Genomic DNA, 14,142 nt, shown 5'->3' with positions numbered 1-14,142 from the left:
GATGACGAGTTTATGAGCGAATCGCTGTATTGCCGCACCTGTGCGACCATCAACCAGACGCAACGCCCACGATACGGCGTGCTAATCCCGCTGTTTTCGCGGCTGCTGACGCTGGCGGGCATCGTGGTGCTGATTGGCATGTTGCCGTGGCTATCTGGTCAGGATCCGGCGCTGGCGCTGCTGCGTGCCCGTTCCGGCGAGCAGGAAGCGACGGCGGAAACGCTAAACGCGATTCGTCACTCTCTTGGGCTGGATCAAGGCCCGTTGCAGCTGCTGTTGAACTGGCTGACGGGCCTATTGCATGGCGATGCGGGTAACTCCTGGGTTTCTGGTCGGCCGGTCCTTCCGGGGATGTTGCAGGCAGCGGGCGTCTCGCTCACGCTGATGGCGTCTTCGGCGCTGGTGGCATTCACACTGGCTGCCGTGCTGTGCGCCCCTACCTTTCAGCAAGGGTTACGCGGTCAGGTTCATCGTTCAGGCGGCCTGTTTGCCGCCTTGTTTACCGCACTGCCCGAATTCCTGCTGGCGTCATTTCTGCTGATCGTCGGCGCCATCTGGCTACAGTGGTTCCCACCCTATGGCTGGCTAGGCCTGCACTACGCGGTACTGCCGTCGCTGGCGCTCGGTATTCCAGCAGGCGGTTACCTTGGCCGGATTATTGCCGACGCGCTATCCGCCACTTTCAGCGAAAACTGGCTCACCACCTGGAGCGTGTCGGGCGTGAGCCGCCGTCATATCGCACTGGCAGTGCTAAAGCGCACATTGCCCAGCGTGATGCCGCTGGTCGGGCTGGTTCTGGTTTCGTTAACCGGCGGTGCTATCGCCGTCGAAAAAGTGTTCGCGATTCCCGGTCTGGGACGTGCAACGCTGGGGGCGGCAGCCGCGCAGGATCTGCCCGCTTTGCAGGTCGGCGTGCTGATTCTCTTACTCATCGCCTCGCTGGCTGGCATCGCAGCAAGCGGCGTGCGACTGCTGATTCTCGGACGCGCACTGCGGAGCGGCGCTATGCCGGTGCCGGAAGAACACGATAACCCAGCATCTCGTCATGCTATCTGGCTGCCGATTATCTGCGTGCTGCTGCTGGCGCTTCTGCTGCTGGCTGGCCTGCTGCGCGATCCCTATACCTCCGCCTTTCTGCGCCTGCAACCGCCGTCGTTCCTGCTGCCTTTTGGCGCGGACGCGATGGGGCGCGATTTATTGGCGCGCGTCGCACACGGCACACTACATACCTGTCTGCTGGCGCTGGCGGTGTCGCTGGCCTGTCTGGCGATCGGCCTGTTGATTGGACTGTTTCCGCGTCTGTTCAGCGGCCCCATCGAAGTGACTAACGCCCTGCCGCCAGTGATTGCCGGGCTGCTGGTTGCTGCGGTCAATGGTCCGACGGCAACGGGCGCGGCGATTGCCGTCATTGCCGTCAGTTGGGCTCCGCTCGCGGCCCACACGGCAGCACTGGTCGCCGAAATCAATGCGCGTCCTTATATTCGGATGCTGCCAATTCTCGGCGTCGGTCCAATACGGCGCAGCCTGTTCTATATTCTGCCCGCGCTGATTGGTCCGCTTTTCCGTCACGCTATGCTGAAACTGCCAGGCATCGCGCTGGCGCTGGCATCGCTCGGCTTTTTAGGCCTAGGCGCGTCACCACCGACGCCAGAATGGGGACGCGTTCTAGCCGAAGGTATGCCGTATATCGAACGTGCCTTCTGGGGCGTGCTGGCACCGGCGGCCGCACTCGGCGTGCTGTCGATACTGGCCGTGAGCGCAGCGAACCTCTCCGGTCGCCACAAACACTAATCTGTCGAGAGACACCGCCTAAGCGTCCGTCTCTCTCCACGTTCACAGCCCTGCCAGATTTCACGATGGCGGGGCTGTGCATCTTCAGTTACGCTGTGAGCTAACAGCAGAGCGTGATTAAAGGAGAGAATATGCACAACAGCGGATCCCACGTCAGTCTTACCGTCACTCAGACTCTGGATAAACTGGAAGCGCTGTATGATGACGCCGTCTCAGCGCTGCGCGACGCCATCGGTGACTTCATCAATGATGGCACACTACCTGATGCCACCGCGCGTGCAGCAGGACTATTTGCCTACCCAGCCTTACGCGTCAGTTGGAGTGGCAATTCGACCGGTCATCCCCGCCATCGCGCCTATGGGCGTTTTACTCATCCCGGCAGTTACTCCACTACCGTTACCCGTCCGGCATTTTTGCGTGCTTATCTGGCAGAACAGCTGGCGCTGCTGGAAGGAGATTATGACGTCACCATCGAGGTTAGCCCATCACAGCAGGAAATTCCCTTCCCCTACGTGCTCGACGGTTCCGACCTGATTCTTGACCGTTCCATGAGCGCGGGCATCGCCAAGCATTTCCCTACGACAGAACTGTCGCAGATTGGGGACGAGACGGCAGATGGGCTGTTTCACGCTACCACCACATCGCCGCTGTCGCACTTCGACGCGCTGCGTACCGATTTCTCGCTGGCGCGACTTCGCCACTATACCGGCACGCCGGTAGAACATATTCAGCCGTTCATTCTCTTCACCAACTACACCCGCTATGTCGATGAGTTTGTGCGCTGGGCCTGTGCGCAGATTGCCGATCCCGATAGCCCGTATGAGGCGCTGTCCTGCGCGGGCGGGATTTATATCACCGCGGATACGCCCAACCCCGAGCAGACGGTGTCCGATCTGGCCTGGAAGAACCACCAGATGCCTGCCTATCATCTGATTCCCCGTCAGGGTAAAGGGATTACGATGGTCAACATCGGCGTCGGGCCATCCAACGCTAAAACCATCTGCGATCACCTCGCCGTCATGCGTCCGCATGCCTGGCTGATGATCGGCCACTGCGGCGGCCTGCGCGAAAGCCAGTCCATCGGCGATTACGTGCTGGCGCACGCTTACCTGCGTGACGATCACGTACTCGACGCCGTGCTGCCGCCGGATATCCCGATTCCCAGCATCGCCGAGGTGCAGCGTGCGCTGTACGACGCGACCAAGATGGTCAGCGGGATGCCGGGGGAAGAAGTTAAACAGCGCCTGCGTACTGGCACGGTTGTGACCACCGATGACCGCAACTGGGAGCTACGCTATGCAGCCTCTGCCCTGCGGTTTAACCTCAGTCGCGCCGTCGCGGTAGATATGGAAAGTGCGACGATTGCCGCACAGGGGTATCGCTTCCGCGTACCTTACGGCACGCTGCTGTGCGTCTCGGATAAGCCGTTGCATGGTGAAATCAAGCTGCCGGGACAGGCGAACCGTTTCTATGAAGGGGCGATTTCGGAGCATTTGCAGATTGGCATCTGTGCCATCGATCTGCTGCGGGCGGAAAGCGACAAGCTGCACTCACGTAAACTGCGCACCTTTAACGAGCCGCCGTTCCGTTAATCGAAAGGCTCTCATTCGAATGGCCTATCCCTCTGAAAAGCGCCACATCCGTGGCGCCTTCCTGACATAGGAAATTGAGACTAATTAATCTCAGGATGCTGCTCGGTCAGCCGTTTTCTTTTCTTCTCCAGTTCGGCAATTTGCTCATCGATTTCTTCTATTTTCTGCTCGATATTGTCGTACTGTTCCTGCAACAGCTCTTTGGCTTCCGTCCGATCCGATGCCGCTGGCGTTGCGCCTTTCAGCGGCTGGTTAGCGGTTTCCCGCATCGACATCCCCGTAATCAGGCCGATCAGTCCAATCACCATCAGGTAATACGCCGGCATATATAAGTTACCGGTAGACTCCACCAGCCACGCCGCCGCCGTTGGCGTAAAGCCCGCAACCAGTACGGAAACGTTAAATGACGTCGCCAGCGCGCTATAACGAATGTGCGTGGGGAACAGCGCAGGAAGCGTTGACGCCATCACCCCCGTGAAGGAATTCAGCAGTACGGCCAGCATCAGCAATCCGCAGAAGATCAGCCCAATCACATCGCTGTTAATCAAGATAAAGCTGGGCACCGACAGCAACAGCAGCCCAATACTGCCGCAAATAATAAACGGTTTACGCCCATAGCGATCGCTCATCAACCCCATCACTGGCTGCACAAACAGCATCCCGATCATGACGGCGATAATAATCATCACCCCATGATCTTCCGAGTAATTCAGGCTGTGTGAGAGGTAACTCGGCATATAGGTCAGCAGCATGTAATAGGTGACATTGGTGGTAATCACCATCCCGATACAGATCAACAAACCTTTCCATTGTTTGGTCACAATTTCACGCAGGGAGATCTTCGGCGGGGATTGGATGCTGTCTTTGGATTCTTTATCAATTTTGTCAACGTGCTGTTGGAACGTTGGCGTTTCTTCCAGCGCATGGCGCAAATAAATCCCGATTAATCCGAGCGGTGCAGCAATAAAGAACGGAATACGCCATCCCCAGTCCAGAAAACTCTCTTCTCCCACGATGGAAGAAATGAGTACCACGACGCCCGCGCCCATCACGAACCCAGCAATAGAGCCGAAATCCAGCCAGCTACCTAAAAAGCCGCGTCGTCTGTCTGGGGAATATTCAGCAACGAAAATCGCCGCGCCGGTATATTCTCCCCCGACGGAGAACCCCTGCGCCAGTTTCGCCAACAGGAGTAATATCGGTGCCCAAATACCAATCGATTCATAGGACGGAATCAAGCCGATACAGAATGTACTCACCGACATGATAATAATGGTGATCGACAGGACTTTCTGGCGACCAAATTTATCCCCCATCGCGCCAAAGAATATCCCACCGAGCGGCCGAACCAAAAAGGGAACCGAGAACGTCGCCAGCGCGGCAATCATTTGTACGCCGGGATCGGCGCCGGGGAAAAAGACCTGTCCGAGTGCATATGCCACAAAACCATATACGCCAAAATCAAACCATTCCATCGCATTACCCAATGCGGCGGCGGTAATGGCTTTTTTGAGTCTGGCATTATCAATAATGGTAATGTCCTGAATTTTCATCGGTTCAATTTTTTTCTTTTTTAATCTCATCCTTTTTTCCTTTGCTTAAAAAGCGACCCTTTATTAAAAATACAACGATCTTTTTCCTGCACAGGGAACCACCCGACTGCGCGCTGAGAAATTAACCGCTTATTGGCCGCAATATTCATTACACGTTGATACTGCTGGATGAAGTATAGAAGAATTTGGACAAAAGCTCGGATTCAGGCACCGCATGCGGAAATAACGCACAGGAATATAATCAAAGGAAAATAACGGTAAATAGTTATGACAACATCATCACATTAATGTCAGCGAGGTATTTTTACTTACGTGAAGCAATCATTTTCGGGTTACGGTTAAAATAGCGCGTAAATGCCAGGCTGAAATTAGCGGGATGTCGATAGCCAACTTGCCAGGCAGTCTGCGCCACCTGAAATCCCTGTTCCAGTAACTGATGCGCCCGTTCCATCCGCATCCGTAATAACATCTGACCCGGCGTAGTCGCAAAGCAGCGATGAAACCCAAGCTTGAGTCTGGATTCGCTCATTCCTGCCTGTGCCGCAATACAGGCGAGCGTCAGCGGTTCAGCCAAATGCTCGCGCATCCAGCAGCATACCTGCTCTATTTGCTGCCGTTCCTGTGGATGAATAGCACCACGCCTCTCTTCCGGTTGTAGAAAGTGACGATACTGCGCCAGCAGGCTTAAGACGTGGATATGGCGATTTAGCAGCTCGGCGTCAGCGCACAGCGCATTGACATGAACCTGACTGGCCGCAGATAGGGGCGTAAACGCACGCAGCGCTACCCCATCGTCACTGAATAGCTGTTCCGCACAGTTCGCGCCAAAATAGCGAGTCACCGCCGTTTTTCCCACCAGCAGCCGTAGCTGATCGACCTGCTGTTGAGCCTGATAATGGCGTTCGCCCACGCTGGTGCCAAACGTTGTGACAGTGACATGCTGTTGGCGAAACCAGATCGATGAGCCGCCACAATCGTAATAAGCAGACTCCCCTGCCAGCGCAAACGTCATGACCAGCATCGGTTGCGAATGCGGGTTCTGTGTTTCTTCCACCAAGTCGCGGCGCGGGCGATATTGTGAACGAGCCAGCGACAGATCTGCATCAATACAGCTGAAATCCGACCAACATTCGCCGATAACGCCCGGCAGTGTTCGACGCGAATCAGAACGATTCACCTCCCCCGCACGACATCGATCGCCTGATGATAATCCCTCTCGCCCCTGCTGCTGCCTTTGCGCCATCTTCCCCCCGCCGTTTCGCATATGAAAAACGCCGTCTTGCATAACAATGAACATAATAACGATTCTCATTTATAGATAGCATATTCCCTATCGACTGACCATCAATGAGAAAGACCGTTTATGAATCCATTAGAGACGTTATGGCAGCTTGCCGCCAGCAGCGTGAAGGCTGACGCCTTACATCTGGCGCTGGAACAGCAGATTTTCGACCGGTTGGAAGAGGTCACCACACCGGAACAGCTGGCAGAAGCGCTGGACTGGCAGCCGGAGAAAACCGGGTTTCTGCTTGAGATCCTGTGGAGCATGCAGCTATTGACGCGCCATCATGACGGCTATCGTACCGCCCCCACCTGCGCTGCCGTGCTCTGCCGCAGCAGTTCACGCTTTCTGGGCGACGCCTGGCGTTTTCGCCTGACCAGCCTGCGTCAGTTTGGTCAGGGACTCGGCGATGGCATGCCTCAGCCGCTGCAAACGCAGTTGAGCGAGTTACCGCGCGATGCAGCATGGGCCAACGCGGCAGAACAGCAGATCGCACAGGAGCAGCGGGCAGTGACGGCCGAGCGTGCAGAACAGCTTATCTCCAGTCTGCCGGACTTCCCGCAAATCAGACACGTTCTCGATCTGGGCGGCGGTCCCGGCTGGGTGGCGATTACGCTGGCGCTGCGTCACGCTCAGCTCTCCGGCACGGTGTATGACCTGCCGCAGACCGCCGCCGTGGCCCAACGCAATATCGACGACGCCGGGTTATCTGCTCGTCTGTCGGCGCAAAGCGGCGCGTTTCCCAGCGAAAAATACGATCTGATTTGGAGCTCTTCTTTCCTGCATTTTGTCGAAGACATTCCCGCCATGCTGAGCACGCTCCACGATGCGCTGACATCGGAGGGCACGCTGATTCTGGCACAGGCGGAGATTGCTGAAGCACCGGAGGATGCCGCACCGGTTCTGCCGTTTTATCTGCCGATGCAAATGAGTGGACGCCACGTCACGCGGGAAGGCCAACTGACGCAGTGGTTACTGGCTGCGGGCTTTACCTCTGTCGAAACTCATCGTCATCAGGCATTCCCCATGGCACCGCTGAATGTGCTGATCGCCCGTAAACACCGATAACAACGCATGCTTTATCGGAATGCAAAAAGCCAGTCAGCAAAAGCTGACTGGCAAATAAAACCTTCAATAACACTATCTGCTTTATGATTCCCTACTTTCACACTCTCCCTGACGTGCTGGCGGCAATACTATTTTCATTATCAGAAACGGGTCCAGTCAGACGCACTAGGGGCAGATGCTTTGGAAGAGACTGGAAGCATAGCAACAAGCGAGAGTGTCTGCGTGACGGGCTTCGGCGTGGAGCGTTCATCATTGACTATTTTGAACACCGAGACTTCTCGGACAAGCTGATCCGCTTGCTCCTTGAGACTCTGCGCCGCCGCCGCTGACTCTTCCACCAACGCGGCATTCTGCTGCGTTGTCTGATCCATTTGGCTAACTGCGATACCAACCTGTTCTACCCCCGTCGACTGCTCAGCACTTGCGGAGCTAATCTCTGATACGGTATCGCTCAACTGGCGGATGGACATCACGACCTGCTGCATCGTTTCTCCCGCTTTATTCACCAGCACAGAGCCGAGTTCGACACGCTCAACGCTTGCGGTAATAAGATTTTTGATCTCTTTAGCGGCTTCTGCACTACGCTGCGCCAGATTGCGCACTTCTCCCGCGACAACGGCAAAACCGCGCCCTTGTTCACCAGCCCGGGCAGCCTCAACGGCGGCGTTAAGCGCCAAAATATTTGTTTGGAACGCAATGCTGTCGATGACATTGATAATATCCGCAATGCTGCGCGAACTCTCATTAATGGACTTCATGGTGTCCACCACGTCATTGACAACATTCCCCCCCTGAAGCGCAACGGTACTCGCATTTTGCGCCAGCACGTTAGCCTGACGGGCATTGTCGGCATTATTTTTTACCGTCATCCCTAATTGCGTCATGGTTGAAGACGTTTCTTCAAGTGCGCTCGCCTGTTCTTCAGTCCGCGATGATAAATCCGCGTTACCCTGAGCAATCTGCATGCTGGCAGTCGCAACACTCTCCGCATTATTTCTGACGCCAATAACCATCCGCGTCAGCGCAGCCTGCATCTCTTTCATTTCTTCCAGCAGCAGACCCATTTCATCACGGCTATTCACATCAATTGAGCCACTCAGATCGCCTGCGCTGATACGTTTCGCAGAGGAAAGTGCAACAGATAAAGGTGCAGTGACGCTGCGGGTTAATATCCAGGCGGTAAGGCATCCTAAAACGGTTGAGAAGACTGATAGCACCAACATCCACAACAGCGCATTAGTAATATACGTTCTCGTCACCTGTTTGGCATGATCAACAAACGAGACCTGTAGCCCGGTAAATTCACTCAGTTTGGCAAAATAAACGGCCTGAATTTTTGCTATATCACCAAAGACCAATTCTGTTGCCAGCGCATCTTCATCTTCCATCGCATAGCCAATCGCTTTATTAATGCTCAGGCTATACTGTTTTCTGATATCGATAAGCTGATTAAATAACTCCCGTGCCTGTTCCGAATTGACCATACCATCAAGCTTTTTATATATTTCACTTGCCGTATCAGTCGTTTTTACTATGGTCGCCTTTAACTCCTTTTTTTCTTGCGTTCTATCTGCGGGGAGGAGAATAATATCACGCAGCGTGCGAACATTGGTGTTCAACACATCCTGAATATCGCGCAGCATATCGACCTTAACCATTCTATCTTCAGTCACCTCATCAAACTCAGCGCCAATATTTTTCATAAAATAATAGCTAATGGATGACAAAGTCAGTGTCAATACAATTAACAAGCCAAACCCCAGAAAAAGCCGATTGCCAATTTTTATATTTTTAAAAAAAATCATGTTAGCACCAGAATATTACATTTTAAAAATCGTTACCCGATCACGATTGATGATATATTCAACCGCCGTCTGTTTAACGAAAAAAATCATAGACGGTAAAGCGAACAATTATCGCACCAGGCGCCCTGGCTTCTCTAAATCTCTTATTTTCTGATGCATGTAACAGAATACTGGCATAAGAAATCCATTTGGCCATATATTGTTATATCTCACATTGCATGTGTGTTGGCGATGCTTACTGAAACGGTTTACTTGATAAATTAATTTAGCCCTCCTTTTTATTCCATGCTGAAAATAACATTATTCATTGCTTAGTTAAAAGAAAACTATCATTCAAAGAAAACCAATACATTTAAATCCCCCCCTCACCAACCCAACCCGAGTTAGTGTTACGCTTAATTAATTGTGAATACATAGATAAAAAGAATGCCAATCCAAGGCCTGCCATGTTCTATAACTCTACACTATCACAAATGTAAGATCGATCGGAAATAACGATCATTAGGCCATTCAATTCTCTTTATTCGATCGTTTTTTTCTATCAAAAAATAATAATGGGAAAAATCTTACTCTTTTTAATTAACTATACTTATAAGTTAGAATGCTAATAATCAAAATCAAGTAACAACATCTTCTATATCATTGCATGTCGAGGCACTCAACACAGCGTAACATGACTGAATTAATTAGATTTAAAGCATAATGGCAAGCTCCCGCGTATCGCAGGAGAGGAGAGTAAAAAAAACCAGTCAGTGAGGGCTGACTGGCTTTCGGGAAGAACATAATGGGATGCTGCGTGTTTCCGTCTCGTTTTTCACTCTACCGCATATTCCTTCATTTTATTTTCGTCAGGCATCATACCATTGAGCTTCTTAAGCACTTCCTTCGCTTCTTTCAACACACGGGCGCATTGCTCGCGCGTGATGGTAAGCGGTGGCTCTATCCTGACCGACTTGGCATTATTTAGGGTTCCTGCGACCAGAATGTTACGCTGAAACAGCTCTTTCGCGAAGGCATACCCGATCTCATTTTTCCTGAACTCAATAGCCTGTAACAGCCCCATTCCCCGCGCTTCGATAATCAGTTGAGGATATTCGGCCGCCAGTTGCTGTAAGCCCTGTAACAAAAACGCCCCTTGTATTGCTGCCTGTCCCGGTAGATTCTTCGTCAGCAGTTCATTGACTGTCGCCAGCGCCGCCGCGCAGGCGAGCGGGTTACCGCCGAACGTCGTGGTGTGCAGGAACGGGTTTTCAAACAACACGGAGAAGACCTCTTCCGTCGCCACCGTGGCACCGATCGGCATCACGCCGCCGCCCAACGCCTTCGCCAGACACAGGATGTCGGGCTGCACGCCATAATGCTCACAGGCAAACATCTTGCCCGTGCGCCCCATACCTGTTTGTACCTCATCCAGAATCAGCAATGCCCCAACCTCATCGCATAATGCTCTGACAGCAGGAAAGTAATTTTCCGGTGGCACAATCACGCCGCCTTCTCCCTGAATGGGTTCAAGGATGATGGCTGCAACGTCATCGCCGGTCTTCTGGCATTGCCGAACCTGCTTGCGCATAGCGTTGATGTCGCCAAAAGCAACATGATGGAAACCAGGTAACAGCGGCATGAAAGGGCGACGAAACGCGGGTTTGGCGGTGGCGGAGAGCGCGCCCAGCGATTTCCCGTGGAATGCGCCTGTCGCGGCGATAAAGGTATATTTACCGCGCGGTGACTGGTACGCCTTCGCCAGCTTCAGCGCAGCTTCAACCGATTCTGTTCCGCTATTGCAGAAGAAACTGTATTTCAGATTGCCCGGCGTCAGCGCCGCCATCGTTTTCGCCAACAGCCCCCGCAGCGGATCAAGCAGTTCCTGGCTGTGCAGTGGTTGTTTGGCGAGTTGGCGCTCAACAGCAGCAATAACGTTAGGGTTGCGGTGCCCGACGTTAAAAATGCCGTAACCACCGAGGCAGTCCAGATATTCATTCCCTTGGGTATCAATCAGCGTATTCGGGCCGCTGGCGCGCCATTCGACTGCGCCGTAGTCGCCGCCGGTAGTGACAGATTTTCGGTACTCCAGAAAACCTGGGTTGACGTATTCGCGAAAACAACTCAAAACTTCTCGATTCAGTGCCGCCATGTCATCGTGGGATAGCGTGTCACTATGAATCCAATGCAGTGCCTGCTGAGTACACTCTAGCGGGTTAAGGTGGGCGTTTGATCTGGACAAAATGCATTCCTTAAAAACGGACATCACGCGATGCCACTTTAATTAATGCATATAACACGCCAGTCGACTAACTTAAACCAACATAAAACATAAAAAACCGACACAAATAAAAAAACAGTAGGCGATTTTAAAAAATTAATAATTATTGAAATTAAAAACCAATTGAAAGATTAAATGCCAGTGTGAAGCACACCAAAGCATCATGAGATGCCCCGCTTGTGCCCAGCGAGCCCTCTTTTGGGGCACGCCAAGGCTGAATAAATATGCTATCTCATTACCCGCGTTCTCTTGCAGAGCAAGCAGAACTCCTGCGACAAAGCAAATAGCCTCAAGTGCCGGACCATGATGTGACGCACAATGCGTGTAATCTTCCAGACCGTACATCAACATATCTTTGCCGTAGCCGGACAGTTTCTGCCCACCGTGCGGCATTGGTTCAGCCAATCAGCTGCACCTCATCATCGAATGACGTAATGGAGGCTAAGACGTGTTACCCGGCGCGTTCTTCGTCTGCGTAGCGGCCTGTCTCGCTTTCTCCGCCAGCGCCTCAATTTCTTCCTTAGTGAGTTGATCCGACGCCTCATGCACCTTTGCCAGCCCTTCGCTGACCGTCACCTCTTTAGGATCCTGCGTTGAGTCCTTCGTGGTCATCTCTGTATCTCCTGATTAAATAATAAGCCAGCAAAGATAAGTGTAGTCGATGACGAAAATCCGCCAATCTGAAGAAGATTTAACTCTGCTTTCCGGTTCGTCATATGTGATAATAATTATCAATTACATTAAATTTGTACCCTAAATAATTCAAGTTGCGTGAAGGCGGCAAGAGAGGGAATCCCGATGAGCTTACATAAGTAAGTGATTCGGGTGACTGACAAACCTGCCAGAGGCTGGTTTGAACGCTGCTTGCAGCGGCCCCAATGGGGCGAGGGACACGCAAGTGTGCCGAGTAATGCGGCCAACGCACGAGCTGCTTGAAATATGACGGGTATATTACTCAGGGCCTTACCCCGTCGATATCAACGGACAGGATCGCTATGGATAGCGCCGTGGCAAGGAAAAGGGGTTCTGTTGCCGCAGAGTCGGCGGGAAGGTCACCTGACGGGACGTTGGCATGTCAGAGTCTGAACTCAGAATGCTGTTCAACCACTATGCAGAACGGTTGGAACGCTATCTCAATCATAAACTGCGCGACCCTCAGGCAGCGGCAGATCTGGTGCAAGAGAGTTTTTTACGGTTGGCACAACGGCTGGAACAGCAAGATGATGTAGACGACAAGAAGGCGTATCTCTATAAGACAGCAAATAATTTGCTGCTTGATCATGTCCGTCACCAGCAGCGCTGGCAGATGGCGACGTCCGTTGACGACGTAGAAACGACACTGGAATACCTGCCGGATGCCGCTCCCCAACTCGATCAAACGGCCATCGCGCAACAGGAGCTGGAGCGTCTGGCAAAGGTACTGGCGACGCTGCCGGAACGCACACAGCTGATATTTCATCTGCATCGGTTTGAACACATGACGCAGGCGCAAATTGCTCAGCAGTTGGAGATTTCCCTCAGCACCGTTGAGAAGCATCTTGCCATGACGCTGAACGCGATGATGACGATCCGCGCCTCGTGAAACGCGTCGCCCATCGTGAAATAATCACAAATTATTTACGGGTTTATTGCCGTCAAACGTCTACGTATTTAGAGACCCTACATATTCCAGGCCTACAACATGAACGATTATCCTCCTGAAATCCAACAGCAGGCAGCACGCTGGGCCATCCGTTTGGCCGAAGCGCCGCTGGACGATGAACAGGAACTGACATTCCAACATTGGCTGGCACAGGATCCGCGCCATCACCACGCGCTGGAACAGGCAGGGATGCTCTGGCATGGGCTTGGGTCGCTCAGCGCCGAGCAACGGCAGGTGCTGCAACCACAGCCGCCAGCAACCTTTCTCATCAGGCGCGTTAACCGCGCAACACAGTGGAAAATCGCCGCCTTGCTGCTACTGGGCTTCAGTCTCGGTGCGACGTGGATTTCCGACGGCATCCTCATGCTGCGCTCGGATTATCATGCGGCACATCAGGTCAAACACGTTACGCTGCCGGACGGCAGTGAGGTTGATATGGATGCAGGCAGCGCCATTTCGCTCGCCTATACGCCACAAGAACGGCGCGTCACGCTGCTGCAAGGCTCGGCCTGGTTCACCGTCGCACCGATGACGACACAGGAAAAACGGCCTTTCCTAGTCGATGCGGCATCGGGCACCACACAGGCGCTAGGCACGCAGTTCATCGTGCAAAATTCATCACAGACCACGACCGTCGGCGTGGTGGAGCACAGCGTTCAGGTAACGGCAAACGGGCAAGCGCTGCGGCTTGATGAGCAACAGGCGGCACGCTATACCGAACAAGGGATGACTCGCCTCCCCGGTTGGAATAGTCGCGAGCGCGGTGACTGGCGGCGCGGCCTGCTAATTTTTGATCAACAGCCGCTGGCTATCGTGATTGCACGTATCAATCAGTACCGCGCGGGTACGATCGTCATCCCCACATCAGCGTTGCATCAGCGCCAGGTCAGCGGCATTTTTTCGCTGAACGAGCTGGATGGCGCATTGCAAACCATCGCTACCGAACTGGGTGCCAAAACCGTTTCACTCCCCGGCGTCACGGTTCTGTACTGATCCTTTCTCCCACCAGCCTTCCCCACTCCTGCCATGCTGCTCAGGAATGGTAATCACGCATAATTTCCCCTTACGTTCACAAGGCAGCAACGCACCGGAGAAAAAAATTTAAATATTTTTTACGGGTTCTGTCATCTCAGCCGTCTTCATATTTAG

General features: G+C 53.1%; 11 protein-coding genes. 5 read left to right on the top strand and 6 right to left on the bottom strand.

The genetic code is table 11. The features are described 5' to 3' along the window. Positions 1 to 12: 12 nt before the first annotated feature. Positions 13 to 1,791, top strand: coding sequence for an ABC transporter permease subunit (locus JFY74_07660; GenBank protein QQG29900.1), 1,779 nt, complete (start codon positions 13 to 15; stop codon positions 1,789 to 1,791). A gap of 131 nt (positions 1,792 to 1,922) precedes the next feature. Further along, positions 1,923 to 3,383, top strand: a complete 1,461-nt coding sequence (locus JFY74_07655; GenBank protein ID QQG29899.1) for an AMP nucleosidase — start codon at positions 1,923 to 1,925, stop codon at positions 3,381 to 3,383. An 80-nt stretch (positions 3,384 to 3,463) separates the two neighbouring features. Here JFY74_07655 and proP read toward each other — a convergent pair whose 3' ends face one another. After that, the gene (gene proP, locus JFY74_07650) at positions 3,464 to 4,966 is read right to left on the bottom strand and encodes a glycine betaine/L-proline transporter ProP (protein QQG29898.1); all 1,503 of its coding nucleotides are present in this window, start codon (positions 4,964 to 4,966) and stop codon (positions 3,464 to 3,466) included. 274 nt (positions 4,967 to 5,240) lie between these two features. Then, positions 5,241 to 6,233 (bottom strand): helix-turn-helix transcriptional regulator, encoded by a 993-nt coding sequence (locus tag JFY74_07645; protein ID QQG29897.1) that lies wholly within the window; start codon positions 6,231 to 6,233, stop codon positions 5,241 to 5,243. A 66-nt stretch (positions 6,234 to 6,299) separates the two neighbouring features. Between JFY74_07645 and JFY74_07640 the strand changes: the two genes are divergently transcribed. After that, positions 6,300 to 7,286 (top strand): class I SAM-dependent methyltransferase, encoded by a 987-nt coding sequence (locus JFY74_07640; GenBank protein QQG29896.1) that lies wholly within the window; start codon positions 6,300 to 6,302, stop codon positions 7,284 to 7,286. 140 nt (positions 7,287 to 7,426) lie between these two features. Here the strand turns inward: JFY74_07640 and JFY74_07635 are convergent, their stop codons facing one another. The 4 genes from JFY74_07635 to JFY74_07620 all read right to left on the bottom strand — a co-directional run bounded on the left by JFY74_07635 (position 7,427) and on the right by JFY74_07620 (position 11,963). After that, positions 7,427 to 9,091, bottom strand: coding sequence for an MCP four helix bundle domain-containing protein (locus tag JFY74_07635; GenBank protein ID QQG29895.1), 1,665 nt, complete (start codon positions 9,089 to 9,091; stop codon positions 7,427 to 7,429). Positions 9,092 to 9,905: 814 nt separating this feature from the next. Further along, positions 9,906 to 11,312, bottom strand: a complete 1,407-nt coding sequence (gene ygjG, locus JFY74_07630; GenBank protein QQG29894.1) for a putrescine aminotransferase — start codon at positions 11,310 to 11,312, stop codon at positions 9,906 to 9,908. A 135-nt stretch (positions 11,313 to 11,447) separates the two neighbouring features. Next, a complete protein-coding gene (locus tag JFY74_07625) occupies positions 11,448 to 11,756 on the bottom strand; it encodes a hypothetical protein (protein ID QQG30608.1) in 309 nt (102 codons plus the stop codon). 36 nt (positions 11,757 to 11,792) lie between these two features. Beyond that, the gene (locus JFY74_07620) at positions 11,793 to 11,963 is read right to left on the bottom strand and encodes a hypothetical protein (GenBank protein ID QQG29893.1); all 171 of its coding nucleotides are present in this window, start codon (positions 11,961 to 11,963) and stop codon (positions 11,793 to 11,795) included. Positions 11,964 to 12,423: 460 nt separating this feature from the next. Between JFY74_07620 and JFY74_07615 the strand changes: the two genes are divergently transcribed. Then, positions 12,424 to 12,933, top strand: a complete 510-nt coding sequence (locus tag JFY74_07615) for a sigma-70 family RNA polymerase sigma factor (GenBank protein QQG29892.1) — start codon at positions 12,424 to 12,426, stop codon at positions 12,931 to 12,933. A 99-nt stretch (positions 12,934 to 13,032) separates the two neighbouring features. After that, positions 13,033 to 13,986: a FecR domain-containing protein gene (locus tag JFY74_07610; GenBank protein QQG29891.1), complete on the top strand. Its 954-nt coding sequence runs from the start codon at positions 13,033 to 13,035 to the stop codon at positions 13,984 to 13,986. The last annotated feature ends 156 nt before the right edge of the window (positions 13,987 to 14,142 follow it).

It is taken from the genome of Pectobacterium carotovorum (assembly GCA_016415585.1).
Classification (GTDB): Bacteria; Pseudomonadota; Gammaproteobacteria; order Enterobacterales; family Enterobacteriaceae; genus Pectobacterium; species Pectobacterium carotovorum_K.
The sequence above is the reverse complement of the archived record's forward strand: the minus strand, read 5'-3'. Positions and strand labels throughout refer to the sequence as shown.

Coding starts and splice junctions, on each gene's coding strand:
- JFY74_07620 (QQG29893.1), bottom strand. CDS start 11,963: ATGACCACGAAGGACTCAACGCAGGATCCTAAAGAGGTGACGGTCAGC.
- JFY74_07655 (QQG29899.1), top strand. CDS start 1,923: ATGCACAACAGCGGATCCCACGTCAGTCTTACCGTCACTCAGACTCTG.
- JFY74_07660 (QQG29900.1), top strand. CDS start 13: ATGAGCGAATCGCTGTATTGCCGCACCTGTGCGACCATCAACCAGACG.
- JFY74_07640 (QQG29896.1), top strand. CDS start 6,300: ATGAATCCATTAGAGACGTTATGGCAGCTTGCCGCCAGCAGCGTGAAG.
- JFY74_07615 (QQG29892.1), top strand. CDS start 12,424: ATGTCAGAGTCTGAACTCAGAATGCTGTTCAACCACTATGCAGAACGG.
- JFY74_07645 (QQG29897.1), bottom strand. CDS start 6,233: ATGTTCATTGTTATGCAAGACGGCGTTTTTCATATGCGAAACGGCGGG.
- JFY74_07610 (QQG29891.1), top strand. CDS start 13,033: ATGAACGATTATCCTCCTGAAATCCAACAGCAGGCAGCACGCTGGGCC.
- JFY74_07635 (QQG29895.1), bottom strand. CDS start 9,091: ATGATTTTTTTTAAAAATATAAAAATTGGCAATCGGCTTTTTCTGGGG.
- proP (QQG29898.1), bottom strand. CDS start 4,966: ATGAGATTAAAAAAGAAAAAAATTGAACCGATGAAAATTCAGGACATT.